The following is a 23,313-nucleotide window of genomic DNA, read 5'->3' as shown; positions in this document are numbered from 1 at the left end:
GGTGTTGACCACAACCGGAGGCTGTGCAGATGACAGAAGGTGCCCCTGCGCCGATGAAGGGTGTCCGCGTGCTGGAAGTCGCGCAGTGGACGTTCGTCCCCGCCGCGGGGGCGGTGCTGGCCGACTGGGGTGCCGACGTCATCAAGGTCGAACATCCGCGCACGGGCGACTCTCAGCGCGGGCTGCGCAGCCTCGGCCACATCACCATCAAAGGCGACCGAAACCCGGTGATGGAACACGCCAACCGCGGCAAACGGTCGGTGGCCATCGACATGTCGACCCCGGAGGGTCACGCGCTGCTGATGGAGATCGCGCGCACCGCCGATGTGTTCCTGACCAACTTCCTGCCTGAGGCCCGCAAGAAGCTCAAGATCGACGTCGATGACGTACGTGCGGTCAATCCTCGCATCGTCTATGCGCGCGGCAGTGCGTACGGGCCACTCGGCGCCGAAGCCGACACCGGTGGTTACGACATGACCGGATTCTGGAGCCGCGCGGCGGGGGCCATGGGGTCGACTCCGTGCGACCTGGAAGGCGTTGTCCCGCAGCCGGGTCCGGCCTACGGTGACTCGATCGGAGGCATGACGGTCGCCGGCGGGATCGCGGCGGCCCTGTTCGAGCGTGAGCGCACCGGACATGCCCGCGTGGTCGACATCTCGCTGCTCGGCGTGGGTGTGTGGGCCTCGGGGGTGGCGATAAACGCAGCCCTGGTCAGCGGCGAACCCTGGGTGGCCAACCCCGCCGGTGCGAACGTCGCGCCGAACAATCCGCTGGTCGGCTTCTACCGGACTGCGGACGGCCGCTTCCTCGGCCTGTCGATGATGCAGGGCTTCCGCTACTTCGGGGAGTTCTGCCGTCGCATAGGAGTGGGTGACTTGGCCGACGACGAGCGCTTCGCCAGTCATGAGGCTCTGACCGAGAACGCCGCGGCGGCCACCGAGATCCTGCGGACCGCGATTGCCGCGCGGCCGCTGTCGCACTGGCGGGCGACTCTGGAGGGTTTCGACGGCCAATGGGCGGTGGTGCAGAACACCGTCGAGGTCGCCGTGGATCCGCAGGTGCGCGCCAACGGCGGCATCGTCGACGTCGAAACCGATGGCGGTCGAGCCGAACTCGTCGCCAGCCCGGTGCTGTTCGACGAGACCCCACTGCGGTTGCGCCCGATGCCGGAGTTCGCCGCCGACACCGAGCAACTGGTTCTCGAACTCGGCGGAGACTGGGACCGCATCACGGCGCTGAAGGAAAGCGGTGCGATCGCGTGAGATCACCCACGCAGTAGGGCCACCACGCACGAGCCGCCACCGCCGACGGCCTGCGCGAGGCCGATGCGCGGTTGTGGTATCTGTCGCGAACCCGCCTCTCCGCGCAGCTGGGTGGCGATCTCGGCGGCCTGCGCCAGGCCGGTCGCACCGATCGGATGGCCGCGGGCGATACAGCCGCCGTCGGTGTTGGTGGGCAGGGAGCCGTCCGGCGCCAGACCCCCGGACTGGGCGAGCTTTACCGCACCCTTCGCGTCGGTCAGGCCCATGGCGATCAGCGCGGTGATCTCCTCGCTGGCGCACATGTCGTGCAGTGACACCACCCCGATGTCCCGTGGATCCACGCCCGCGTTGGCATAAGCGCGTTTGGCCGTCAGGGTGATCTGCGAGGGTGGGCCCACGACCGGTCCGACCAGGGGCCAGTCGGGGTCGGCCGGCCAGCTGGTCTGCTCGATCGACAGCACCGACACCGAACGCGGTGCCGGATCCGCCGAGACGACGACGGCCGCCCCGCCGTCCACCGAGGCGTGGCACATCATCTTTGTCAGCGGTTCGGCGACCATTCGGGAGCCGAGCACGTCGTCGACCGTCACCTCGCCTGGGTTACGGCGTGCCGCAAGGGGATTGTGCCGGGCCTGGTTGTATGACTTGGCGGCGACGGCGGCGACGACGTCTGGCCCGCAACCCGTATCGTGCAGGAAGCGGGCGGCCTCGATGGCGTAGTGCAGTTGCGGTGGGAAGCTGTCCCAGAAGCCGACCGCCGCCGGGACCACCCCGCCCGGTTCCAATGCGGTGGTCTTCTCGTACCCGATGGCCAGCGCGGTACGACAGCGACCGGAGGCGACCGCCCAGACCGCATGCCGCAGGGCGACCATTCCACCGGCGGACGCGCTCTCCGTCGCGGTCACCGGTATTCCCGTGCGGCCCAACCGCTGTGCCACACCGATGCCGGTCTGCGGTCCCGCCAACGCCGAGGAGGTGAACACCTCGCCGACGGCGTCGTACCCGACGCCCGCATCCTCGAGCGCCTTCTGGGCCGCGGCGACGCCGAGGTCGGCCAGCGGGGTCTGGCCGTGCTTGCCGAACTTGGTGACGCCGACACCGGTGATGTGCACGCCGGTCACGATGGATCCGCCACGAACATCTCGACGGCGTCCTCGCCCAGCGTTGCGCGAACCAACCGACCGGTCGTGCCCGGCGCGGGCCGGGCACCATCGACCAGAACCTGGAACCGGCCGGCGTCGGTGTCGACCCAGGCGACGCTGTAGCCGTCCTGACCGTAGTCGGGGTAGGGCGATTTCGACGGCACGAACGTCGATGACCACACGGTCGCCATCTCGGACATCGTCAGACTGTCGTCCTCTCGTAGAGCGCACTGGCGGGTGTACTGCCCAGTGCGGGAGGTGGTCTCAACGGCAGCGGTCCCGCACCTGCGAACCGCCACGGCAGACCCACCAGCCGCCCGGTGCGCAAATCCGGGTCGGGGTGAGCGATTTCGGGGAAGAAGCCCCGCGCCGCGAGATGCGGATCACCGACCAGTTCGTCGGCGCCGCGTACGACGGCGGCGCGGACACCGGCGGCGGCGAGTTTCGCCGCGACGATTTCGGCGCGTGACGACCCGATCTGTGCGGTGAGTTCGGCGTCGTCAAGGGAGTCGTCGTCGGTCGACTCGACCGCCACCCACCGCTCGTCGGCGCTGCGGTACACCGCGCGGCGCACGGCCGAACCCGATTCCGACAGTTCCGCCGATGCCGCGGCGAGATACTCGGCGACGGTGTAGGCGACCACCTCCGACATCGACAGGTCGATGACTGCACCGGTGTCGGCGCGCGGCCCGACCGCCCACGCGGCGATGACGACCGCGGCCACCACGGACGACAGCGGATCGGCCAGCACGGTGCCCAGCCGCGCGGGCGTCCCGTCGTCTTCGGTCGTCAGGCCCGCCAGGCCACCGTAGGACTGAACATTGTTGGCGTATACGCGATATCCGGCGAGCGGTCCGTCCGATCCGAAGCCCGACACCCGCATCATGAGCCGTCCCGTCGCGGCCAATTGCTTTGGTGACACGTTCAGCCGATTCAGCCGGGACGACCCGACGTTTTCGATAACGACGTCGGTCTGCGACAATGCCGCGGCGACGTCGTCGATCGCGTGATTGGGGTCGATCAGCACGCTCCGTTTGGAGTGGTTGGCCACTGCGTAGTAGGCGCCGCGTTCCACCCCCGCGATCCCGTCGGCGAACGGGCCGCTGCGCCGGTAGATGTCGAGCCGGTCGGGATCCTCGAGGCGTACCACCGTCGCACCCATCGCACCGAGCAGCGAGCCGACGATCGGGCCCGCCAGGACGTGGGTGAGTTCGGCGATGCGCAGCCCACGTAGGCCATCGGGCCGGCGAAGACCGCTGTTTCCGAGGTCGGTACGCCACGGCGGACCCAGCACGGTGACGTCGCGGTCACCGATTCGCGCCGTGGCCAACGACTTCCGGTGGGCCAGCTGCGGTGAGGTCAGCAGCTCGCCGGGCAGATTCACCGGTGTCGAGGGGACGCCGTTGGCCTGCAGGGTGTGGGCACATTCGGCCTTGTGCCGGTCGCGGGTCCACTCGGTGACCTTGGCGTTGATCAGGTCGGCGTGTTCGACCCGGGCGGGACGGTCGTCGAGGCCGACCGCCCAGTCGGGCTGGCCGAACGCCTTCAACAGGCCCTTCCACTGATGGTTCTCCACCGCCGTGATCCGCACCAGCCCGTCGCGGCACGGAAACACCCCCGACGGCGCAAGGTACCGGCCGCTGCCTGCGCGGCCCGGGCAGCGGTACATGACATGTGCGCACTCCGGCAGTGCCGAGGTGTAGATGACCGCTTCCTGGATCGACACGTCGATATATACCGGCGTCGACGATTCGCCACGGTCCAGTCCGTGCAGCGCGGCCAGTGCCGCGACGGCCCCCGCGGACTTGAGGGCGACATAGCCCGGAGCGGGCACTGGCCGCCCGCCACTGTCTTCGATCGTCGCGAGCAGCCCACCGCTGGCCTGGGCGACCAGCTCGCCCCCGGGATGCGCCGGCCCGTCGGCGCCAAACGGGGTGAGTGTCACCACCACCGCGGACCCGTCGACGGGTGGGGCGGCGGCGCCGTCGACGATGACGATGTCTACGTCGCGGGCGTGCTGGGCCGGGTCGGCGGTGGAGTCGAGTATTCGCTTGCGGTGGTCGAGCACGAAGTCGACCGCCGCGACCGGCCCGGCGGGCCCCGCCAGCTGCGGGCCCACCTGGTGCCCGTTCTCGCCGGGAATCCTGGTGACGTCGGCGCCCAGGCTCGCCAGGAGTGCGGCGGCGGCCGAGCCGGCGACGCCGTCGCCGACCTGCAGTACAGCCACGCCGACCAGGAAATCCGTCGTCGCGGGACGTTCCTGGCTCACCGTGTGCGCTCCTTCCCGAGCTTGCTGAACAATTGAACAGTATTCGTTCTGTTGAGTCCACAGCGGCCCGATACAAGCGCGGTGTGCCGTGGGTTCACAGATTCACATGAAGTGTTCTATTGTTCATAATATGTCGACGATCGCCGGCCTATCGGAAGCCCGCTTCGATGACCCCGCGTTCTACCAAGGCGACCCCAACGCGACGTTCCGGCGGTTGCGCGAGACGGATCCGCTGCATTGGTACGACGAAGGTCGGTTCTGGGTCGTCACCAAGTACGAGGACATCAAGGCGATCTCGGCGCGGCCGGAGAAGTTCAAGTCGGAGCGCATCGGGATCATGATGGACCTGATCGCGCACCGGCAGGGAGTCGATCCACAGGGATTCGGCAGTCGCGGAATCATGTTCATGGATCCGCCCGAACACCGTGCGCATCGCAAGGCGATCGGGGTCAGGTTCACCCCGGCGGCGGTCGCCAAGATGGAGGATCGCGTGCAGCAGGTCGTCGCCGAGGCGTTCGACGGGCTGCCCGACGGTGAGTTCGACTGGGTCGAGCACATCGCCGAACCGATTCCGGTATACGTCTTCTCGCACTTCCTCGGCGTGCCGGAGTCGGACTGGTCGAAGGTCGCGTCGTGGGCGACCACGATCGCCAAGGCCGGCAGCGGGCAGGCCAGCGACGAGGACTTCCAGCTCATCTTCGATCAGATCGGGCCGTACCTGTTGGGCCTGGCCGCCGAGCGCGCCAAGAACCCGCGTGACGACCTGCTGACGATGCTCACGCAGGTGCGCATCGACGGTGAGCCGTTCAACGAAGTCCAGATCATGGTCTACGCGCTGACGCTGCTCGCGGCGGGCAGCGAGACGACACAGAGCCTGCTGGCCGGGCTCATCCATTGTCTTGATGCGCATCCCGACCAGGCCGAGGCGCTGTTCGCCGATCCCTCGCGGATCGAGAATGCGGTGGAGGAGACGTTGCGGTGGTGGACCCCGGTGATGAGCATGGCCCGGCAGGCCGCCCAGGATGTCGAGCTCCGGGGCAAGACGGTGCGTGCGGGTGACGGCCTACTGATGGCGTACGCCTCGGCCAATCGTGACGTCGACCACTGGGGCCCGACGGCCGAGGACTTCGACATCACCCGCCCTGATGCGGCCGGCCATCTCGGTTTCGGTGTCGGGGAACACTTCTGCATGGGGGCGGCATTGGCCCGCCGCGAGGCGCGGTTCGTGCTTGCCGAGGTGATCAAGCGGGCGAAGCGAGTTCGCGTCACGGGGCAGCGGGTCAAACGGGAGTCGTCCTTGGTCAACACCTTTGACCGGCTGGACGTCACGCTCGACTACCGCTGAGGCTTCCGCGAGATTGCAGCCATGCAGGGGAAGTTCGAGTAGCGGCCTGCTGGGAATGCCATTTCGCGAGAAATTCAGCCGCGGCCGGCCAGCCAGTCGGTGACGGCTCGGCGATGCTGCGCACGCGAACCCAGGGCCACGATGAGCGTGGTGGCGCGCCGTAAGTACACGTGCGCGTCGTGTTCCCATGTGTACGCGATGCCGCCGAAGACCTGCATCGCCCCTTCCGGGACTGCGCGTAGCGCGTCGATGGCCCAGAAGGCCGCCAGCGACACCAGCGCTTCCGCGTCGGGCCGATCGTGGTCACAGGCATCGGCGGCCCGATTGACCAGCGCGCGACCGACTTCGACCGCTGCGCGCTGGTCGACGAGCCGATGCTTGATCGCCTGAAAGGCACCGATCGGCCGGTCGAACGCGACGCGGACCTTCGCGTACTCGGTCGCGGCGTCGTTCGCGGCGGCGGCGACACCGACGACCTCGGCCACCTCCGCCACGCGCATGCGCATGACGGCTTCGCGGTGGCGGCGGACCGCGTCCCCGCCACGGGCGATCAACTCGAGTGGCGCCCGATCGAGGCCGATGTGCGCCGCGGGACCGTGATCGAGGGCGGTGACCGGCGTGCGCCGCACCCCCGGGCCCGCGAGGTCGACGACACCCAGCACCTGCTCGCCGTCCACCTGGGCGAGCACGACAAGGCGGACGGCGATGGCGCCATATGGGACGCAGTCGAATGTGCCCGACACCGTTTGCCCGACGAGCGTGGCCGGCTCAGGAACCACGAGCGCGACGCCGTCGGCGCTTCGACCCTCGGACCATGCCGCGGCCGCGGTCGCGGCCAGCGGTAGCGCTGCCGCGACCGATCCTGTCGCCTCGGTCAACACCGCCAGCTGGCGCAGGGTGCCACCGGCGCCGCCACCGCTTTCGGGCACCAGCACCTCGGGCCAGCCCAGCTCGCGGATGGTCGCCCATAGTGCGTCGTCGAACGCCGGGTTCGGCCCGTCCAGCAGCGCGCGGCTGCGGTCGACCGACCACGCCCGGTTCACGATGTCGAGCGCGGAGTGGCGCAGCTCCGCCAGTTCGGCTGCCGTGTCGGCGATCTCGGCGAGTGAAGCGGTGGTCTCAGGGGTCACGGGGCAGCCCCAGCAGTCGTTCGGCGATGACGTTGCGTTGGATCTCCGAAGTGCCGGCGCCGAAAGTGGCCGCCCGCATGAGCACATAGCTTGCGGCGACGTTGCCCCGCTTGGCGGCGCCGGGCGACCCACGCTCCAAAACCCCTGGCGCTCCGGTTAGTTCGACACCGAAGTTCGCCATCGACTGGTCCACCTCCGAGGTGAGCAGCTTGGCGACGGAGGCTTCCGGACCAGGAGCGACACCCCGCACCCCGGCCGCGGTGGCCTGTGCGGCGATCTGGCGCAACGCCTCGACCTGCGCCGCATACCGGGCGATCCGGTCGGCGACATAGCTGTCCTCGAATCCGCTGTCGGTCAGCGCATTCGGCTCCTGCGCCATCTTCACCAGGATGTCGAGGCGACGCTCGATCCTGTGCGTGCGGCTTTGGCCCACCCGCTCGTAACCCAGCGTCGACTTCGCCACCTTCCAGCCGCCGTGCAGCGGTCCGAGCACATTGGCTAGTGGCACTCGCACCGCGTCGAAGAACACCTCGCTGAACTCGGTGGCGCCGGTGATCTGCCGAATCGGCCGTACCTCGATGCCCGGCGTGGACAGCTCGGCCAGGATGTAGCTGATTCCCTCCCGCTTCGGCGCGTCCGGGTCGGTCCGGGCCAACAGGTAGATCCGGTTCGCGTAGGAGGCTTTCGACGTCCAGATCTTCTGCCCGGTGATGACGAGTTCGTCGCCGTCGATGACCGCCCTGGTCTTGAGCGCCGCGAGGTCGCTGCCGGCCTCGGGCTCCGAGAATCCCTGGCACCATACATCTTCCGCCGACAGGATGCGGGGAAGGTAACGCTCACGCTGCTCATCGGTGCCCCACTGGATGATGGTGGGGCCCAGCTGGTTGATCGCGCTGCGGTTGATCGGTTCCGGGGCGTGCGCGGCCGCCATCTCGGTGTTGAAGATGAGCTGCTGGGTCGGCGTCGCGGCGCGCCCGCCGTATTCGGTCGGCCACGAAATGGCCGCCAGCCCCGCGGCGTGCAGGCGATACTGCCACCGCCGCAGACGATCGAGGCGAGCCGTTTCGTCTCCGTCGCGGCTGAGCAGATCGGGGGTCAGCGAAGACGACAGAAAGGCACGCACCTCGTCGCGGAAGGCTCGATCAGCATCGGTGAGGACGACGCCGTAATCGCGATCGGTCACGTGCCGCCGCGGATGATCGACGCCATGCGCTGCTTCATTTCGCCGTAGGTGATCGCCGTGGTGCCGGCCTTTGGCGCGCGACCCGCATCGACCTTCGGCGCGGACAGGTCGAGCCCTGTGATCTTCTCTCGCAGCGCCCTCACGGTGCAGTTCTGCCGTCCGAGACGCTCGACGGCGTCATAGCCGAAGGCGCGCGCGGCATTTCGCCAGGTGATGTCCTCGACCTCATCGGGTGAACAGCCCTCCAACTGGTCGGCGAGCTGCTCGGGTGCGTCGGGCCAGCTGCTGTCGGAATGCGGGTAGTCCATTTCCCAGCAGATGGTCTCCACGCCGATGCGGTCGCGCATCTCGACACCGACCCGGTCGCGGATGAAGCACGACATGAAATTGCGCCGGAAGACATCGGTCGGGCTCAGGCCGTCGCCGAGGTCGTCGCCCGTCCACGCGCGCTGGCGGGAGTAGAGGTCTTCGAACCGTTCGAGCATGAACGGAATCCAGCCGATGCCGCCTTCGGAGAGGGCGAACTTGATCGTGGGGAACTTGACCACGACGGGAGAGAACAACAGGTCTGCAGTGAACCGCATGGTGTCGATGGCCAGCATCGAGTTGTACGCGAGGTAGGTGGTCTGGTCGGAGGGGACGGGAACGCCGCCGCCGGTGCCGATGTGAATGTTGACGATCGTGTCGTGCTCACAGACCGCTTCCCACAACGGATCCCACTGCGGGTCCTGCCACGGCGGCTGCCCGTAGTTTCCGATGTGTTGGGGCACCGTCACCGCGTGACAACCGTTCGCGGCTAGCCGCGCCACCTCACCGGCCGCGAGAACGGGATCCCACAGGGGAAGTATGCCCAGTGGGATGAAGCGGTCCGGATGCCGGCCGCACCAATCCTCCAGATGCCAGTCGTTGTAGGCGCGGACCATCACTTCGGAAACGTCGCGCTCACCGCGGTAGGTGAACAGCGCCCCGGAAATGGTGGGGAAGGACGGAAAGCACAGAGAGGCCATCACCCCGGCCGCGTTCATGTCATCGACGCGGGCGTCGACGGCGTAGCAGCCAATGCGCATGTCCTCGAAGCGCGACGGTTCGAAGCCCCACTCGTCGTTAGGTCGGCCCGCCACGGCGTTGAGCCCGATGTTCGGCATCTGCAGGCCCGCGTACTCCCAGAAGCAGACGCCGTTGTTGTCCTGCACGATCTTTGGCGCCTGGTCTGCGTAACGCGACGGCACCCTGTCCTTGAACATGTCGGGTGGTTCGACAGTGTGGTCGTCGACGCTGATCAGCACGAGGTCCAGAGGGTCGATCACCGGCAACATTCTAGACTATTGAACAAACTATGTATATCTGTTCCAGCTATGCGGTGGAGTTCACCGCGGCCGCCGCCAGCCAGTCGGCCATCATCCCGTAGACCAGTTCGATGCTCTCCCGCGCGCTGGCGTCATCGCCAGACGGTTCGTAGTCCACTTCCCACTCGACCCGGCAACCGTCGGCACCGGACCCGGTGACCGAGACGACGGCCTCGAAGCGGCTGACCGGCAGCGGGTTGTTGGTGATCCGGTAGGAGATCTGTCGCTGCTCGGGGTGAACCCACAACAGCGTCTCGACCGTCGGCTCCCCGTCTGTGGAGCCGCGGATCTTGCGGCTCATGCCGGGGCCGGCGCCTTCGACCTCGACGTCGTTGACCACCGGAATCCACCGGACGTCGGCGAAGTCGGCGAGTAGCCCCCAGACCGCGTCGGCTCTTGCTGCGACGTCCCTGCTGACCGTGATGGACGGCATGTGGCGACCCTACCACCTATGTAACAATAGAGCGCGATATGTTCAGATGTGCAATCTGCTGCAGGGTGGAATCGGGGTGTCGTGAGCGCTGACGACAGGGCCGCGGGCGATTTCGAGGTCGACGAGAATTGGGTGCGCTACGACGTTGTCGAACCGCACATCGCACAGATCACGATCAGCAGGCCCGACCGCCGCAACGCGATCCTGTCGCCCGACATGCACGCCCTGTTCAAGGCTCACCTCGACCGCGCCGAAGCCGACGACGAGGTGAAGGTCGTCATCCTCGCTGCCGACGGCAAGGATTTCTGCAGCGGCGACGATGTCCGGCGGCTGCCCGTCGAACAGGCTGGCCTGAAGAAGGGCCAGAAGCTGCCGCAGACCGCGCGGATGGGCAATGCCCGCCGGTTGCACCGCCACCTGACCAACTGGCTGGAGTTTCCGAAGACGGTCATCGCCGCGTGCCAGGGTGCGACGTTGGGAGCCGGGATGAACTTGGCGCTGGCCGCCGACATCCTCGTCGTCTCCGACGACATGTACCTGGCGCGGCCGCAGGCGCGGATCGGGTTCGCCGGGTTCTCCACCGCGATGCCGTTGATCCTGCTCAAGCTGGGTCCGAACCGTGGCTACGAGGCGATGATCACCGGGCGGAAGGTGCACGCCGCGGAGCTGCGCGACTGGGGGGTGGCCGCGTCGGTCGTGCCGGCCGACGGTCTGCGGGACGAGGCGCTGCGCTACGCTCGCGCGATCGCCCACCACTCGGCCGACGGGCTGATGGTCGGTAAGCACGGGTTGATCGCGTTCTGGCACGCGGTGGGCATAGCGCAATTCGGGGACTGGGTTCCCATGGCGCACACCGTTTTCAGCAATCTGTGCTGGCGGGAAGACGAGTTCAACTTCATGAAGGAGCGGTCGGCCAGGGGCGGTCGTGAGGCGATGGCCGAACTCGAGCGTCGGTACCGGGAGTGGGGCTTCGACTAGGTAGAACAGATATACAGATATCGTCTCTATGTTCTGTATGATGGGCTTGCGGTGAGGAGAGGTCAAATGGGTGTGCTGGACGGACGTACGGCCTTGGTCACCGGCGCAGGTCGAGGCATCGGTGCCGCCGTCGCCGAGGGTTTGGCGGCCGAAGGGGCGACCGTCCTGGTCTCCGACGCCGGCGTTGCGGTCGACGGCACCGGGCACGACGCGGGGCCGGCGGAGACGGTGGCCGCGGCCATCAATCAGCAGGGCGGCAAGGCGTTCGTCGACGCCACCGACATCACTGACTTCGCCGCCTGCGAGGATCTGATCGGCCGCGCCGCCGATACGCTCGGCGGTCTGGACGTGATCGTGAACGCCGCGGGCATACTGCGCGATGGCATGGTCTTCAAAATGAGTGAGCGGGACTGGGATTCCGTCGTCGCCGTCCATCTCAAGGGCACGTTCAACATCACCCGGCATGCCGCTGCATGGTGGCGGGAGAACCGTGGCGGCCAGTACCGGCTGATCAACTTCACCTCGATGTCCGGCCTGCAGGGCGCGCCCAGCCAACCGAACTATGCGGCCGCGAAGATGGGCATCGTCGGTCTCACGTTCTCCTGCGCCAACGCCCTGCGCAACTACGGTGTCACGTCGAACGCGATCGCACCCATCGCCGGAACCCGAATGACGCAGGGCATCAAGGGCGGTGGCAGCATGGACTATTCCGAGTCCAACGTTCGGCTGTCGCCGAAGAATTGCGTGCCTCCGGTGGTGTACCTGGCGAGTCCACAGTCAGACTGGCTCAATCGGCGTGTCATCTTTGCCGGAAACGGCCGCATCAGCCTGATGTCGAATCCCGTCGTCGAGCGAGAGATCGTCTCCGCCACCGGCACCTGGGACATCCCCACTGCCTTCGCCGAGATCGAGACGTCGTTCAAGGAAGCCGTACTGTGGCCCAACATCTTCGACAAGCCACCTGCCCGGTGACCCGACGGGGGAGGTGACGAATGACTGAGCTGACGACCCACCGCGTGCCTCAGAGATACGCCTGCGGCGAGACTTTCGTCCCCAAGAGCCGCTACATCGACCCGGAGTTCCTGCAACTCGAACTCGACCGGCTCTTCACCCAAGTCTGGCAGCCCGCCTGCCGCGATGAGGAGATACCCGACCCCGGCTGCTACTACGAGTACTGCATCGGCAGGCAGTCGATCGTGGTGGTGCGCCAGAAAGATCGCAGCATCAAGGCGTTCTACAACTCATGCGCACACCGCGGGATGAAGATCGTCTGCGGTACCGGCGCGGCGACCGAGGGAGACCTGCGGTGCGGATTTCACGGCTGGCGCTACTCGTTCGACGGCCGGTCCTCCTTTGTGCCGTGCCGTGAGGAGTTCGCCTCTCGGCCACGCGAACAGTGGGGGCTGACGCCGGTTCACGTCGGGAGCTGGGGTGGCTGGGTGTTCATCAGCATGGCGGCCGATCCGCCGGACCTGCTCGACTGGCTCGATCCGCTGCCCACCGCTCTCGCCCCGTTTCGCCTACAGGACATGCGATATGGATGGCGTAAGCGGACGACACTGCCGGCCAACTACAAAACCGTCATCGATGCGTTCATCGAGGGCTACCACACGCCCGGCACGCATCCGCAGACTTTGCGCACCGCACAGACTCCTCACCCGACTACCGAGCCCGCACAGCCCCAGGAGTTCGTCTACGCGCCCTACACGCCGACAATCGCGTACAAGAACCACTCCCGGTTCATCTACACGCAGCGTCCCGCGACCACCGAACGCGACAAAGGCCGTCAGCAGCAGGCCTCCCGCCCGGAGGTGTTCGCGAATGCGATGCAGTACAACTACCTCGGTGTGAACGCGCTCGTCACCGAGCGTGATTACCGAGCCGCGCAGCGGTTGGCGACGATGGAGCCCACCGAGATTCCGCCGTTCGTCCTTTACCACCAAATGTGCGAGGAACTGGCGCTGGCCGAAGGTGTCGACTTCCCGCGGATGTCGATGGAGGAGTATTTCGCGGGCAACGGCGATTGGCACATCTTTCCCACGTTGGTCATCCTCGTCGAGAAGTCGTGTCTGCTCGGGTACCGGATGCTGCCCGACGCGACGGATCCGAACAAGTGCACGTTCGAGATGTTCACGCTCGAACACTTCGCTCCCGGTGAGGTTCCCGAGACCAACTGGCAGGAGTTCGAGCGCTGGCAAGATCATGACGGCTGGGGTGAACTGCCCACGCAGGACCTTCAGAACATCGCCGCGATCCACGCGGGCATGCACTCGAACGGCTTCGAGGGGCTCTGGCTGAACACCGCCCAGGAGATGACGATCCGCAACGAGCACGCAATCGCCGATCGGTTCCTCTTCGGCGTCGACGAGCGGTGAGCGCCGGGACGAGCGGAGCGACGGGGATGAGCGAGGCGATGCAGCGGCCGGTGCCGCTGCTCACCGAGCTGAACCGGCCGTATTGGACGGGCGGGGCCGACGGCACCTGGCGGCTGCAGCGCTGCCTCGACTGCGAGCGTCTGGTCCATCCGCCCGCCCTGCGTTGCCCGCACGATCACGGCGTTCTCGAGTACGTGGCGCTCAGCGGCCGGGGAAGAGTCGAAACCTGGACCGTCAACGAGCATCCGTTCTTCCCGGGTTTCGCGCCGCCGTACCTGGTGGCGTTCGTGAATCCGGTCGAGGACAGCCGCGTTCGGGTGCTGACGAACGTCGTGAAGGTGCGGCCCGGGGACGTCACCGTCGGACTGCCGGTACGCGTCACGTTCGAACGGCACACCGACGGTGACGACGAGGTGTTCATCCCGCTGTTCGAACCGGACCTGTGATGGCTTCACCGCTTGCCGACAAGGTCGTCATCAGTGGGGTCGGCCAATCCGAGATCGGTCGGCGGCTGGGCCGAGACGCCTTGCAACTCACCGCCGACGCGTGCCTGGCCGCCGTAGAAGATGCAGGACTCACCCTCGCCGACATCGACGGGTTGACGACGTATCCGGGTGCGTCCCAGGCCGGTCCGGGGTTTTCGGGAGCGTCGCTGCGCGACATCCACGACGCGCTCGGCGTCAAGCCGAATTGGGTAGCCGGAGGGGTGGAGTCTCCGGGCCAGCTGGGCGCCGTGGTCGATGCGATGCTCGCCGTCGCCGGTGGCATGGCCAACCATGTGCTGTGCTGGCGCAGCATCTGGGAGGGCACGGCCCAGGGCGCGGGCCGACGGCAGGGCTACGGCGCGCGGGGTGGTCGGCCGAGCGGGATGATGGCCTGGCAGCTGCCTTACGGCGCCACTGCGGCCAATCTGGCTGCAATGCAGTTGCGCGCCAGAATGATTCGATACGGCCTCACGCGCGAACAGCTCGCCTCGGTTGCGATTGTCGAGCGCGCCAATGCGCAACGAAACCCGTCGGCGATATACACCGATCAACTTGATCTCGATACCTATCTGGATGCGAGGATGGTGTCCGAGCCGCTGTGCATGTACGACTGCGACATCGCCTGCGACGGAGCGACCGCCTTCGTCATCTCGCGGGCCGAACACGCTCGAGCACTGGACCATCACGCGGTCACGGTCGAGGCGCTGGACTGCGCTCATCACGACCGCTTCACCTGGGAGGGCGGGGAGGACATCACCCGGATCAGTTCGCGTTGGTCGACCATCTGGGACCGAACGGATTTCACCGTGGTCGATGTCGATTACGCCTCGTTGTACGACGGGTTCAGCGTATTCGTGCTGTGTTGGTTGGAAGACTTCGGCTTCTGCAAGGTGGGCGAATCCGGTGAGTTCATTGCCGACCCGGCACGCATCTCGCTCGGCGGTGACCTGCCGATCAACACCGCGGGTGGTCAATTGTCCGGGGGGCGGCTGCACGGGTTCGGTCACTTGTACGAGGCTTGTTTGCAGATCCGGGCCGAGGCAGACGGGCGGCAGGTTGACGAGGTATCACTGGCAGCGGTCGGAGTCGGGGCTGCCAACAGCGGAACGACAGCCATGCTGCTGCGACGGACGCTGTAGGTGCGCAGGACATTGGCGCGTGCTTGGACCGGCCTGAGGAGTTCCGTCAACGTAGAGGAGCCACTTTGCAAATTGATCTACAGGCTTGTTTCGAACTGGAGCAGGCCAAATCGAGATACTGCCGGCTGATGGACACCAAGGACTGGGCCGGATTGGCTGAGCTGATGACCGAAGACATCGTGTTCGATCTAGGCGGCGGCGATGAAGTGCCGGCGATCATCGGACGCGACGCCACGCTTGCGGCAGTGCAGGCGTCTGTGACAGATGCGGTCACGGTCCACCAGGTGCACAGCCCGGAGTTTCACCTCGACGGCGATGGGGCCCATGTGATCTGGGCGGCTCAAGAGCGAGTGAAGTGGAACAACGGGACCGGGTTGACTGCGTACGGTCATTACCATGACCGATGGGTCCGACGCGACGGAGAATGGCGTATCGCGGAGCTTCGGCTCACCCACCTACTCATCGACGTCGACTGATCAGTGATCTCGCCTGCATCCTGCGCGGGATTCGGCTTGAGCCGAACCGAATCATTGGACTGCCAGTTCCAGACGTTCCAATCTGCGGACCAGGATGCTGGTCAGCCAATCGCCGACGTCGACAGCCTCGATCCATTCGGTCCGGTCAAGCAGCATGCGCAGGACGATCCGGGCCTCCAGCCTGGCAAGCGCTGCGCCCACGCAGAAATGAGCACCCTTGCCGAATGTGACGTGCCCCTTGCCGCTGCCGCGGTCGAGCCGGAACTCGTGCGGTGAATCGAAATGTGCGGCATCGCGATTGGCTGCGCCCCACAGCAGCAGCAGATGTGAGTTTGCGGGGAGGTCGACGCCGCCCAGCGTGGTGTCGTGCAGCACGTGGCGGTAGTGGCCACGGAATGGAGGTTCGTAGCGCAGCGTCTCCTCGATGAAGGGCATCAGGAGGTCACGATCTTCACGGACCTGCTTCTGGATGTCCGGTCGGCTGACGAGAATCCATGCGGCGCTGCCGAGCAGCGAGGCCGTGGATTCCCCGGCGGCGCTGAAGAGCGTGAGCATGATGCTCAAGGCGACCGGCTGTTCCACCTCACCGGACGCGCAGCGCGCAGCGAGATCACTGATCAGTCCCGGTTGCGGATCGATGGCCGCCGCTTCGAAATGTTCCAGAACGTAGCCGCCCAGTTCCATTGCCGCCAGACCGGCGGCTTCGAGTTGTTCCGGGGTGACGATCCCGTCGAGCAGCGTGGTGGTGGCGTAGCCCAGCCTGATGAGTTTGTCCACATCGTCGTGGGGCAAGCCGAGCAGCTGAGCGACCACCTTCATCGGAAGCCGGTTGGCTATGGCGCTCATCCATTCGATTCGCCCGTCGTTCACCGACTCCGTCCACAGCTGGTGCGCTGTCTCCTCCGCGAACTCCTCGATCACCTGAACTCGTTTAGCCGACAGGTGCGGCAACAGAATCTTGCGATGCACGGCGTGCGCGGGATCGTCTGCGGTGGCGAGCGCGTGCGACGGGTCGCCGAGCGGCATCATGGGAAACGGGTTCACCGCGCCGCTGTGGTCGTACACCACGGTCGCGGTGAGATTCGAGGAGAAATCCTTCACCCGGTTCGTCGCCTCGACGAGCGCGTCCCAGCCGCAGACCACATAGAAATCGGACCCGCCGATGCGGTGCACCGGTGCTTCTGACTGCATACGTTCGTAGAGCGGGTACGGATCCTGTATGCCGTCAAATCCGAAGAACTGAGCAGGGTCATCCAAGATCGCCACGGTCCCAGCGTTGGCCTCCTGATCGCGCTCGTCAATGCCGCCGGACGAGGTTGAAATGCTTCTCATCGCGCCGCCGGACGTGGCCTTCTCGCGAATGGGCCCTCATCTGCGGCATTCCGTGAGAGAGTCGGGGCTGTTCTTCTCATCCTGAGAGACAGGAGCTTGAAGGCTGTCGGCGAGAGGAGACGCGTGCGGTGGCTGGTACTGATTGGCTGGTCGGTCGAGATCGAGCGTCCGAGGCGACGAAACGCATACACGCCGCCGCCGCCGAACTGATCGCCCGTCAGGGATGGGAGGCGTTCACCATCGACGCGCTAGCTGCGAAAGTGCACTGCTCACCCGCCACGATTTACCGGCACGCCGGTGGCAAGACCGCGATCCGCGACGCCGTCGTGGCTATCCACGCGGCCCGCACGGTCAAAACAGTGCGCGAAGCCATCCGCGGACTCACCGGTGCCGAGCGGGTGGTGGAGGCGACGGCGTTGGCTTTGGAGCACGTCCGGTCCGACCCGTTGACCAAGGCCCTCCGGTCCGCCCATCCGCTCGTCGAAAGTGAATGGCTGCCGACGTCCGACGTCGTCGCGCAGTTTGCCGGCGAGATGCTCGGACAAGAGGAGCCCGACCCCCTCGCGCAGCAATGGCTGATTCGTGTCTTCTTGGCACTGCTGACCTGGCCCATGAAGGATTCCGCCGCCGAGTACCGGATGCTGCAACGATTCCTCGGTCCGCCCTATCGTGACGGCGCCTAGCCTCGCAGCGAACCGCCATCGCAGTCGGCGGCATGACAACATCCGAGGCCCAATTTGACCGTTCCCCCCGGCACCTCGTGCGCATGGACATAGGCTGTGCGCGTCCAGCCCGAGGCGACTGTCCCGATCGCGGTGTCTCGCTACGGATTTCCGTTTCAGATCGCGCGACCGCTCGGTCGGGTTCACGTCTATCGCGTCGGCAACGTCGGCGCACAAGGGAGGCTCGTAACGTTGTTGACCAAGGCGATGGCCAAGCTGTGACCCATGAAGTTGGGCGTCTCCACGGGAAGACCGCTGTGATCACCGGGGCGGCGTTCGGCATCGGACGGGCGACGGCCGTGCGTTTCGCGCGCGAGGGAGCACGTTTGGTCGTGACCGACATTCGGAGCGAGCCGCTGATTGAACTCGCCGAAGAACTGCGGCACGCCGGAGCGGAAGTCGAGACAGTCGTCGGTGACGTCTCGGTCACCGACGATGCGGAGCGGATGATAAGGGCCTCGACCGAGAGTTACGGACGGCTCGACGTGCTTGTCGCCAACGCCGGGATCATCCCGCTCGGCGATGCGCTGGAGGTCTCCGCCGCCGACTGGGACGAGGTGATGGCGATCGATGGGCGTGGGATGTTCCTGACGTGCAAGTTCGCGATCGAGGTAATGCTGCCCACCGGGGGTGGAGCCATCGTCTGCCTGTCTTCGATCTCTGGAATGGCAGGCCAGAAGCGACAGGCCGCGTACGGGCCCGCCAAGTTCATCGCAACGGGCATGACCAAGCACCTGGCGGTCGAGTGGGCCGACCGGGGGATCAGAGTCAATGCCGTTGCCCCCGGGACGATTCGAACCGAGCGAGTCAAACAGCTTCCAGATGAGCCGGGTGGCTCGGAGTATCTGGCGGCAATCGAGCGCATGCACCCGATCGGCCGTATCGGCGAACCGGCCGAAGTCGCCAGCGCCATCGCCTTCCTCGCCTCCGACGACGCTTCGTTCATCACCGGTGCCGTGCTACCCGTAGATGGGGGATACCTAGCGCAATAGTGTTCGACACCCCGTCAGACGCGCATCGATATCGATGGAGCAGGCACCTCCGCTCGAGCAAAGGAGCTCCGAGGATGAGAGTGACACGAACCGGCTCTGGTGGCCCACCCTTGGTCTTCGTGCACGGCCTTGCCTGCGATGCCACGGACTGGCAGGCCCAGGTCGACTGGTTCGAGGAAAGGACCACCGTTGTCGTATGCGAACTGCCCGGGCACAGTTCCGTACCGGGCGCACCGGCGGACTGCACGGTCGAGGCGTATGGCGCTGCGGTAGCCCGAGCCGTGGTGGAGATGTCGCTGCCACCGGCGATCGTCGTGGGCCACAGCATGGGTTGTCGCGTCGCTCTTCAGGCGTACCGGTTACAGCCCGGCGCCGTGGCCGGGCTCGTACTCGTCGACGGCAGCCGGATCGCCGAGGGTGATCCCGCAGTCGCCGAGCGGGCCATGTCCGATGAACTCACCGGGGATGGCTACGGGCGATTCATGAAGCGGTTTTTCGAATCGATGTTCGTCGCGTCGAGCGATCCCGTTCTGGCGAACCGGATCGTCGATCGAGGGCGTGGCTTTCCCGCGCCCTTCGGCAGGACGCTGCTGAAAAGCCTGGCCGGTTGGGATGCCGGGGAGGTGGAGAGGGCACTCGACTCTGTGCGCCTTCCGCTGCTGGCGATTCAATGCACGACACTCGACGCGGCACGCGAGCGTGTCTCGCTCGAATCGGGACAGAGTTCAGCCTGGATTGATCTGGTCCTCGCGCATGTGCCACAGGCCACCGCTGTGGTGTTGCCCGGTGCTGGCCACTTCCCGCAGATCGAACAGGCCGAGGAGATCACCGCGCTGATTGCCGACTTCTGCGATGCCATCTGAGTGCCACCGATGCCGAATGTCAGTAAGTGTCTCCGAATCCGTCACCGCGGCTCCCTCAACGACAGAAGACAAGGCCTGGGTGTTGCGTGGGTATGGGTGCTGCGTCGGCTCAGCCGACGTGTGTGGGGTGCCGGGGATGACGTGTGCACCATCGCTCCGTCCTCAGCAGCAGTGCGCGCTGCCGCGTGGCGGACCGGGACGTGCAACCGGGTGGGTGTGCGGGTTGCGATCGGTACACCGGGCAGCGTCGGCTGGCGCCCTCCGCGCGAGCTGAAGTCCGCCGTCCCGCACTAGGCGGTCCGCGGTGAGCCTCGCTGAAACGTCAAAGATGTCGAACGAGACCACGGATTGGCAGCAAGCAGCGGTGACGACGCTTGCGGGCTGCGCCATCGCTCTAACAGCAGCGCTAGCCGAGGCTGATCCCTTCCCCCACCAATTTGGAATTCATAGAGGCTACCGACAGGGTGATTTCTGCGGCTACGAGCTCTGACCCAGCCGGAGGTTGGGCTGGGTGGCGCGGCACTCAACAGTGACCTTCCACACCGCGGCAAGATCGTAGGCGGACATTGCCTCGGGTTCAGGTCTGACAAGCCGCCCGGCTTTTGTCGACTTCCGGACTTCGCTGAGGAACTGCGAGGTCCGAGACCTGACCGCCTCGAAGTGAACTGGACGTTTTTCAGCCTCGAAGAAATCAACCGTCAAGAGGGCAAGAAGCACCCGTGGGAGCGGAAAGGGTCCAGCGGGTGGTCGACGGCCGGGGGTACGCCGTCGGCTGCTTACCGATCGGACAGGAAACCCTTCCCATTTGTGACCGAAGTACAGCCCCGCGGCGATTACGGTGCGCCCGCGGAAATTCGAAGATTCTCCTTGAACCCCTTGTTCGGCCGAAGGCCGCAGGAACTAACGACAAGGAGCAGAGATGGTCACCCGCGAACAAGCACCCACTGCCACGCGACCCTCACTCAAGCGGGGCACCGGCGCAGCCTTGTCGCAGCCGAAGGCGGTCAAGTGCCCGTTCGCGGTAAAAGCCCCCATGGAGTCGGACGGCTCGATCGCCCCCACGGTGAGATCGCCTGCCGACTTGTGGCGCGATCAGCCTGTGATCGACGCGATCGATCGTTGGTCGGCGAGCGACACGCCCGACAGCTTGACCCTGGCGAAGCTCATCTCCGATCATGTTCGTGCCGTTGGGAAACACTTCCTTTCGGTTCCAATCTTGTTGCGACTGACCGAAATCAGGCGTCAGTATGGCACGTGCGATGCTTTTCTCGACGGGTTCCTCTACAGCATGCTCGACAAGTTCGAAGGCCGTTACTACAACCGCACATACCTCGCACTACCGCTGCTGGAGAAGATCATCGCCGATGCGCCGTCGGGTCTCGACCCTGAGCGCATGTCGGCCCTCTTGATGGCAGACGTCGTCAGATTCGAAACCGCAGCCGCGGAAGAACCCAATGGTGACAGTCCGGACCCGTCGACGTCGCGTAAACGAATCACCCACGCTCTGCGCTTCCTGGCGAGCTTCCGGGACACAATCAGCAATGACGGCGGCCGCGACCCGAGCCCCGCCGAGGTGCTCGAAGCCTTGCCGGCCGTTCCCGAAACGCAGGCCGGTAAATGGTTCGATATGACCATTGCGCCGGTGTACGTCGCCCACGACGAATACTTCTTCATGCGGTCCTTGCAGGCCCACGAAGTTGTTTTCACCACGCTGGCCGCGGATCTGCGCGCGGCGACGGCGGCCCTTCGCGATGGTTGTTTCGAGAACGCGGTGTCCAGCCTGGAGCATGCGAATAAGGTCTACCCGCGGGCGGCGATGCTCTTCCGACTGGTCGCCACGATGCGCCCGGAGCATTTCCACGCCTTCCGCGAGTTCACGCAGGGTGCCAGTGCGATCCAGTCCGAACAGTACAAGCGCTTCGAAATCGCCTGCGGCGCACCGTCGGCCGAACGCCTTCAGTCAGACGCCTTCACCAACGTGCCCGCGGTGCAGTCCGATGCGATGGCAGGCCACGACGATTTTTCGCAGGCCTATCTCGATGCCCGTCGCGACGGCGCATTCACGGCTGACGAGTGGAGCGTCCTTGACTCCGCGCTGAACAAGCTCGAGGGCGGACATCAGCGATGGAAGGCCACCCATCACTCACTTGCCGCGCGGATGCTCGGTGAGGCTCACGGCTCCGGTTACACCGAAGGCGTTCCGTACCTTCGCAAGTGCTTGGACAATCGGCTCTTCTGGCGGCTTGCCGACTACTTGGAAGACTCGAAGGCCAGTTGAGCCGTGGGTGGCCGGCCAGTCACCTCAAAGGTCCCTCACGGATCACTCCCCGGACCAAGTCCACGGTTGTCGACGCCCAGGGAAATTCCACGACCCACCATGTCGCCCCCGCCGCGATGTACGGGGCCGGATCCGTCCCAGGCGACAAGGGAACTACGAAATCGAAGTCGTCTCTCGGTCCGAGCGCATTGATATCGGCGACCGCATCGGCCACCTGGTCGGGAGTCTCCAGGAATACCGGAAAATAACCGTCGTAGCGCGCGGCGCGGCGCCGCGGCCGACGGTTGTGGATCAGTCCTGCCACCCATATCGGGATCCGCGGTTGTTGGACCGGTCGCGGTAGGAAGCACACTCCGTCGACGGTGTAGTGCTTGCCCCGGTGAACGACCTCTTCGCCTGTCCAGGCGCGGGTGATCACCTCGAGGGATTCATCGAGCATGGCGGCGCGCTCACGGTCGTCGATCTCTTCACCGGTCTTGGTGTATTCGACACCGTATGCGTCACTGCCCAGGCCCACACCGAGTGTCAGGCGACCTGAACTGAGGCGGTCAAGAGACGCGGTTTCCTTTGCGACCTTCGCCGGTCGGCGCCGGGCAAGTGGCGTCACCATCGGGCCGAGCCGAATGCGGGAGGTGACTGTCGCCATCGCCGCCAGCGTGATCCACGGGTCTGCGATCGCCGATATCGGTTCGCACCATCGCAGGTGGTCCCATACGAATACACCAGTCCAACCCGCTTCTTCGGCCTCGGCGGCCAAGTGTGCCACCGTGAGCGGATCGGCGAGCTCCTCGAACGGGGGCAGGAATAATCCGGAGCCAACTGTTGTCATCGAGTAAGCGTCCTCCATATCCCGCGGCCTGTCACTCCCCGAGAGCGGACGATGCGAAGCCGTGTGCACGGCGACGTGTGTGGGCCGAGTGCTTAACCTGCTGTGTGTCTTCAACGAACGGGATTCCGATCGTCGCAGAGCAGCGATCGCCGACACCTACTCGGCGGATCACGACGGCGCCGAAATGATGACGGTGAACAGACGGTGATGCGGTCTTCGTTGACTAGAAACGCGCCAGACGCAGAGCCTCAGTCACCATGCGAACGCGGCCGTTCGCAAACCGAGAACTTTCCGAATCCGTGCTCCGCTCGCGAGCGATCGTGTTTCACTGACCTCCACGTAAATCTTGACGGGGCGTCAGGAGGAATTGGTGGCTGATCAAAGCGTCGACGATCGGGAGCAAGGCCACGACTCGGAGTTGGCCGTGGACGTCCGTGTCCGCGTCAACCCGGACACGGACGCCGAGGCTCGCGGCGTCATCGTCGAAGACTTCGGTGAGATGACCGCCGTGCCCGTCGATATCGGCTCCAACCACATCGCAGATGCCGCCCGCCGCTGGGCGGTAATGCTCGACGAGGGCACGCTCTTGTTCGCCGACTCCGATCAACTCACGCCCGAATAGCTCCGACCGCTCCTAGCCGGTCAAACCTCAAGCCGGCGGCGGCGGGCGGCATCTGCGATGTGGTTGGAGCCGATATCGACGGGCACGGCGGTCATCTCACCGAAGTCTTCGA

General features: G+C 65.9%; 23 protein-coding genes. 14 read left to right on the top strand and 9 right to left on the bottom strand.

The window, feature by feature from the left end:
* Positions 1–29 precede the first annotated feature (29 nt).
* The gene (locus tag AU193_RS06365; protein WP_253867655.1) at positions 30–1,262 is read left to right on the top strand and encodes a CaiB/BaiF CoA-transferase family protein; all 1,233 of its coding nucleotides are present in this window, start codon (positions 30–32) and stop codon (positions 1,260–1,262) included.
* A 2-nt stretch (positions 1,263–1,264) separates the two neighbouring features.
* On the opposite strand, the gene AU193_RS06360 is transcribed toward AU193_RS06365, so the two are convergent.
* Genes AU193_RS06360 through AU193_RS06350 form a run of 3 tightly spaced genes read right to left on the bottom strand, consistent with a single transcriptional unit; the run spans position 1,265 to position 4,673 of the window.
* Positions 1,265–2,383, bottom strand: a complete 1,119-nt coding sequence (locus AU193_RS06360; RefSeq protein WP_064421520.1) for a thiolase family protein — start codon at positions 2,381–2,383, stop codon at positions 1,265–1,267.
* On the bottom strand, positions 2,380–2,604 hold the full coding sequence (locus tag AU193_RS06355; RefSeq protein WP_064421519.1) for a hypothetical protein: 225 nt from the start codon (positions 2,602–2,604) through the stop codon (positions 2,380–2,382). The genes AU193_RS06360 and AU193_RS06355 overlap by 4 nt, the downstream gene beginning before the upstream one ends.
* Positions 2,605–2,606: 2 nt before the next feature.
* On the bottom strand, positions 2,607–4,673 hold the full coding sequence (locus AU193_RS06350; protein ID WP_253867653.1) for a CoA transferase: 2,067 nt from the start codon (positions 4,671–4,673) through the stop codon (positions 2,607–2,609).
* A gap of 130 nt (positions 4,674–4,803) precedes the next feature.
* Between AU193_RS06350 and AU193_RS06345 the strand changes: the two genes are divergently transcribed.
* Positions 4,804–6,018, top strand: a complete 1,215-nt coding sequence (locus tag AU193_RS06345) for a cytochrome P450 (protein WP_064421518.1) — start codon at positions 4,804–4,806, stop codon at positions 6,016–6,018.
* Between the two features lie 74 nt (positions 6,019–6,092).
* Here the strand turns inward: AU193_RS06345 and AU193_RS06340 are convergent, their stop codons facing one another.
* Genes AU193_RS06340 through AU193_RS06325 form a run of 4 tightly spaced genes read right to left on the bottom strand, consistent with a single transcriptional unit; the run spans position 6,093 to position 10,110 of the window.
* The gene (locus tag AU193_RS06340; protein ID WP_064421517.1) at positions 6,093–7,148 is read right to left on the bottom strand and encodes an acyl-CoA dehydrogenase family protein; all 1,056 of its coding nucleotides are present in this window, start codon (positions 7,146–7,148) and stop codon (positions 6,093–6,095) included.
* Positions 7,138–8,331, bottom strand: a complete 1,194-nt coding sequence (locus tag AU193_RS06335) for an acyl-CoA dehydrogenase family protein (RefSeq protein ID WP_064421516.1) — start codon at positions 8,329–8,331, stop codon at positions 7,138–7,140. Before AU193_RS06335 ends, AU193_RS06340 begins: the two co-directional genes overlap by 11 nt.
* Complete coding sequence (locus tag AU193_RS06330) at positions 8,328–9,647, bottom strand: amidohydrolase family protein (RefSeq protein WP_253867652.1); 1,320 nt, start codon at positions 9,645–9,647, stop codon at positions 8,328–8,330. The genes AU193_RS06335 and AU193_RS06330 overlap by 4 nt, the downstream gene beginning before the upstream one ends.
* A 37-nt stretch (positions 9,648–9,684) precedes the next feature.
* Complete coding sequence (locus tag AU193_RS06325) at positions 9,685–10,110, bottom strand: SRPBCC family protein (protein ID WP_064421515.1); 426 nt, start codon at positions 10,108–10,110, stop codon at positions 9,685–9,687.
* Between the two features lie 81 nt (positions 10,111–10,191).
* Between AU193_RS06325 and AU193_RS06320 the strand changes: the two genes are divergently transcribed.
* The 6 genes from AU193_RS06320 (at position 10,192) to AU193_RS06295 (ending at position 15,563) form a co-directional block, all read left to right on the top strand.
* Positions 10,192–11,088: an enoyl-CoA hydratase/isomerase family protein gene (locus AU193_RS06320; protein WP_064421514.1), complete on the top strand. Its 897-nt coding sequence runs from the start codon at positions 10,192–10,194 to the stop codon at positions 11,086–11,088.
* A gap of 66 nt (positions 11,089–11,154) precedes the next feature.
* Positions 11,155–12,060, top strand: coding sequence for an SDR family NAD(P)-dependent oxidoreductase (locus tag AU193_RS06315; protein WP_064421513.1), 906 nt, complete (start codon positions 11,155–11,157; stop codon positions 12,058–12,060).
* A gap of 20 nt (positions 12,061–12,080) precedes the next feature.
* Complete coding sequence (locus AU193_RS06310; protein WP_064421512.1) at positions 12,081–13,463, top strand: SRPBCC family protein; 1,383 nt, start codon at positions 12,081–12,083, stop codon at positions 13,461–13,463.
* A 26-nt stretch (positions 13,464–13,489) separates the two neighbouring features.
* Positions 13,490–13,909 (top strand): Zn-ribbon domain-containing OB-fold protein, encoded by a 420-nt coding sequence (locus AU193_RS06305; RefSeq protein ID WP_064421511.1) that lies wholly within the window; start codon positions 13,490–13,492, stop codon positions 13,907–13,909.
* Entirely contained in the window at positions 13,909–15,087 is a 1,179-nt protein-coding gene (locus AU193_RS06300; protein WP_064421510.1) for a thiolase family protein, read from the top strand. The genes AU193_RS06305 and AU193_RS06300 overlap by 1 nt, the downstream gene beginning before the upstream one ends.
* A gap of 23 nt (positions 15,088–15,110) precedes the next feature.
* Positions 15,111–15,563, top strand: coding sequence for a nuclear transport factor 2 family protein (locus tag AU193_RS06295; RefSeq protein ID WP_371259150.1), 453 nt, complete (start codon positions 15,111–15,113; stop codon positions 15,561–15,563).
* A gap of 51 nt (positions 15,564–15,614) precedes the next feature.
* Here the strand turns inward: AU193_RS06295 and AU193_RS06290 are convergent, their stop codons facing one another.
* A complete protein-coding gene (locus AU193_RS06290; protein WP_064421508.1) occupies positions 15,615–16,829 on the bottom strand; it encodes a cytochrome P450 in 1,215 nt (404 codons plus the stop codon).
* Between the two features lie 194 nt (positions 16,830–17,023).
* Between AU193_RS06290 and AU193_RS06285 the strand changes: the two genes are divergently transcribed.
* The 5 genes from AU193_RS06285 to AU193_RS06265 all read left to right on the top strand — a co-directional run bounded on the left by AU193_RS06285 (position 17,024) and on the right by AU193_RS06265 (position 21,750).
* The gene (locus tag AU193_RS06285; RefSeq protein ID WP_064421507.1) at positions 17,024–17,578 is read left to right on the top strand and encodes a TetR/AcrR family transcriptional regulator; all 555 of its coding nucleotides are present in this window, start codon (positions 17,024–17,026) and stop codon (positions 17,576–17,578) included.
* 96 nt (positions 17,579–17,674) lie between these two features.
* Complete coding sequence (locus AU193_RS23065) at positions 17,675–17,839, top strand: hypothetical protein (protein ID WP_156425141.1); 165 nt, start codon at positions 17,675–17,677, stop codon at positions 17,837–17,839.
* Entirely contained in the window at positions 17,836–18,609 is a 774-nt protein-coding gene (locus tag AU193_RS06280) for an SDR family NAD(P)-dependent oxidoreductase (RefSeq protein ID WP_064421506.1), read from the top strand. The genes AU193_RS23065 and AU193_RS06280 overlap by 4 nt, the downstream gene beginning before the upstream one ends.
* A 74-nt stretch (positions 18,610–18,683) precedes the next feature.
* Positions 18,684–19,472, top strand: coding sequence for an alpha/beta fold hydrolase (locus AU193_RS06275; protein ID WP_064421505.1), 789 nt, complete (start codon positions 18,684–18,686; stop codon positions 19,470–19,472).
* Between the two features lie 919 nt (positions 19,473–20,391).
* Positions 20,392–21,750, top strand: a complete 1,359-nt coding sequence (locus AU193_RS06265) for a tryptophan 2,3-dioxygenase family protein (protein ID WP_064421503.1) — start codon at positions 20,392–20,394, stop codon at positions 21,748–21,750.
* A gap of 19 nt (positions 21,751–21,769) precedes the next feature.
* Here the strand turns inward: AU193_RS06265 and AU193_RS06260 are convergent, their stop codons facing one another.
* A complete protein-coding gene (locus tag AU193_RS06260) occupies positions 21,770–22,579 on the bottom strand; it encodes an LLM class flavin-dependent oxidoreductase (protein ID WP_064421621.1) in 810 nt (269 codons plus the stop codon).
* 370 nt (positions 22,580–22,949) lie between these two features.
* Here AU193_RS06260 and AU193_RS06255 point away from each other — a divergent pair, with 370 nt between their 5' ends.
* A complete protein-coding gene (locus AU193_RS06255) occupies positions 22,950–23,201 on the top strand; it encodes a hypothetical protein (protein WP_064412658.1) in 252 nt (83 codons plus the stop codon).
* Positions 23,202–23,313: the final 112 nt, after the last annotated feature.

The organism is Mycobacterium sp. GA-1285, assembly GCF_001499905.1.
GTDB lineage: Bacteria > Actinomycetota > Actinomycetes > Mycobacteriales > Mycobacteriaceae > Mycobacterium.
The sequence above is the reverse complement of the archived record's forward strand: the minus strand, read 5'-3'. Positions and strand labels throughout refer to the sequence as shown.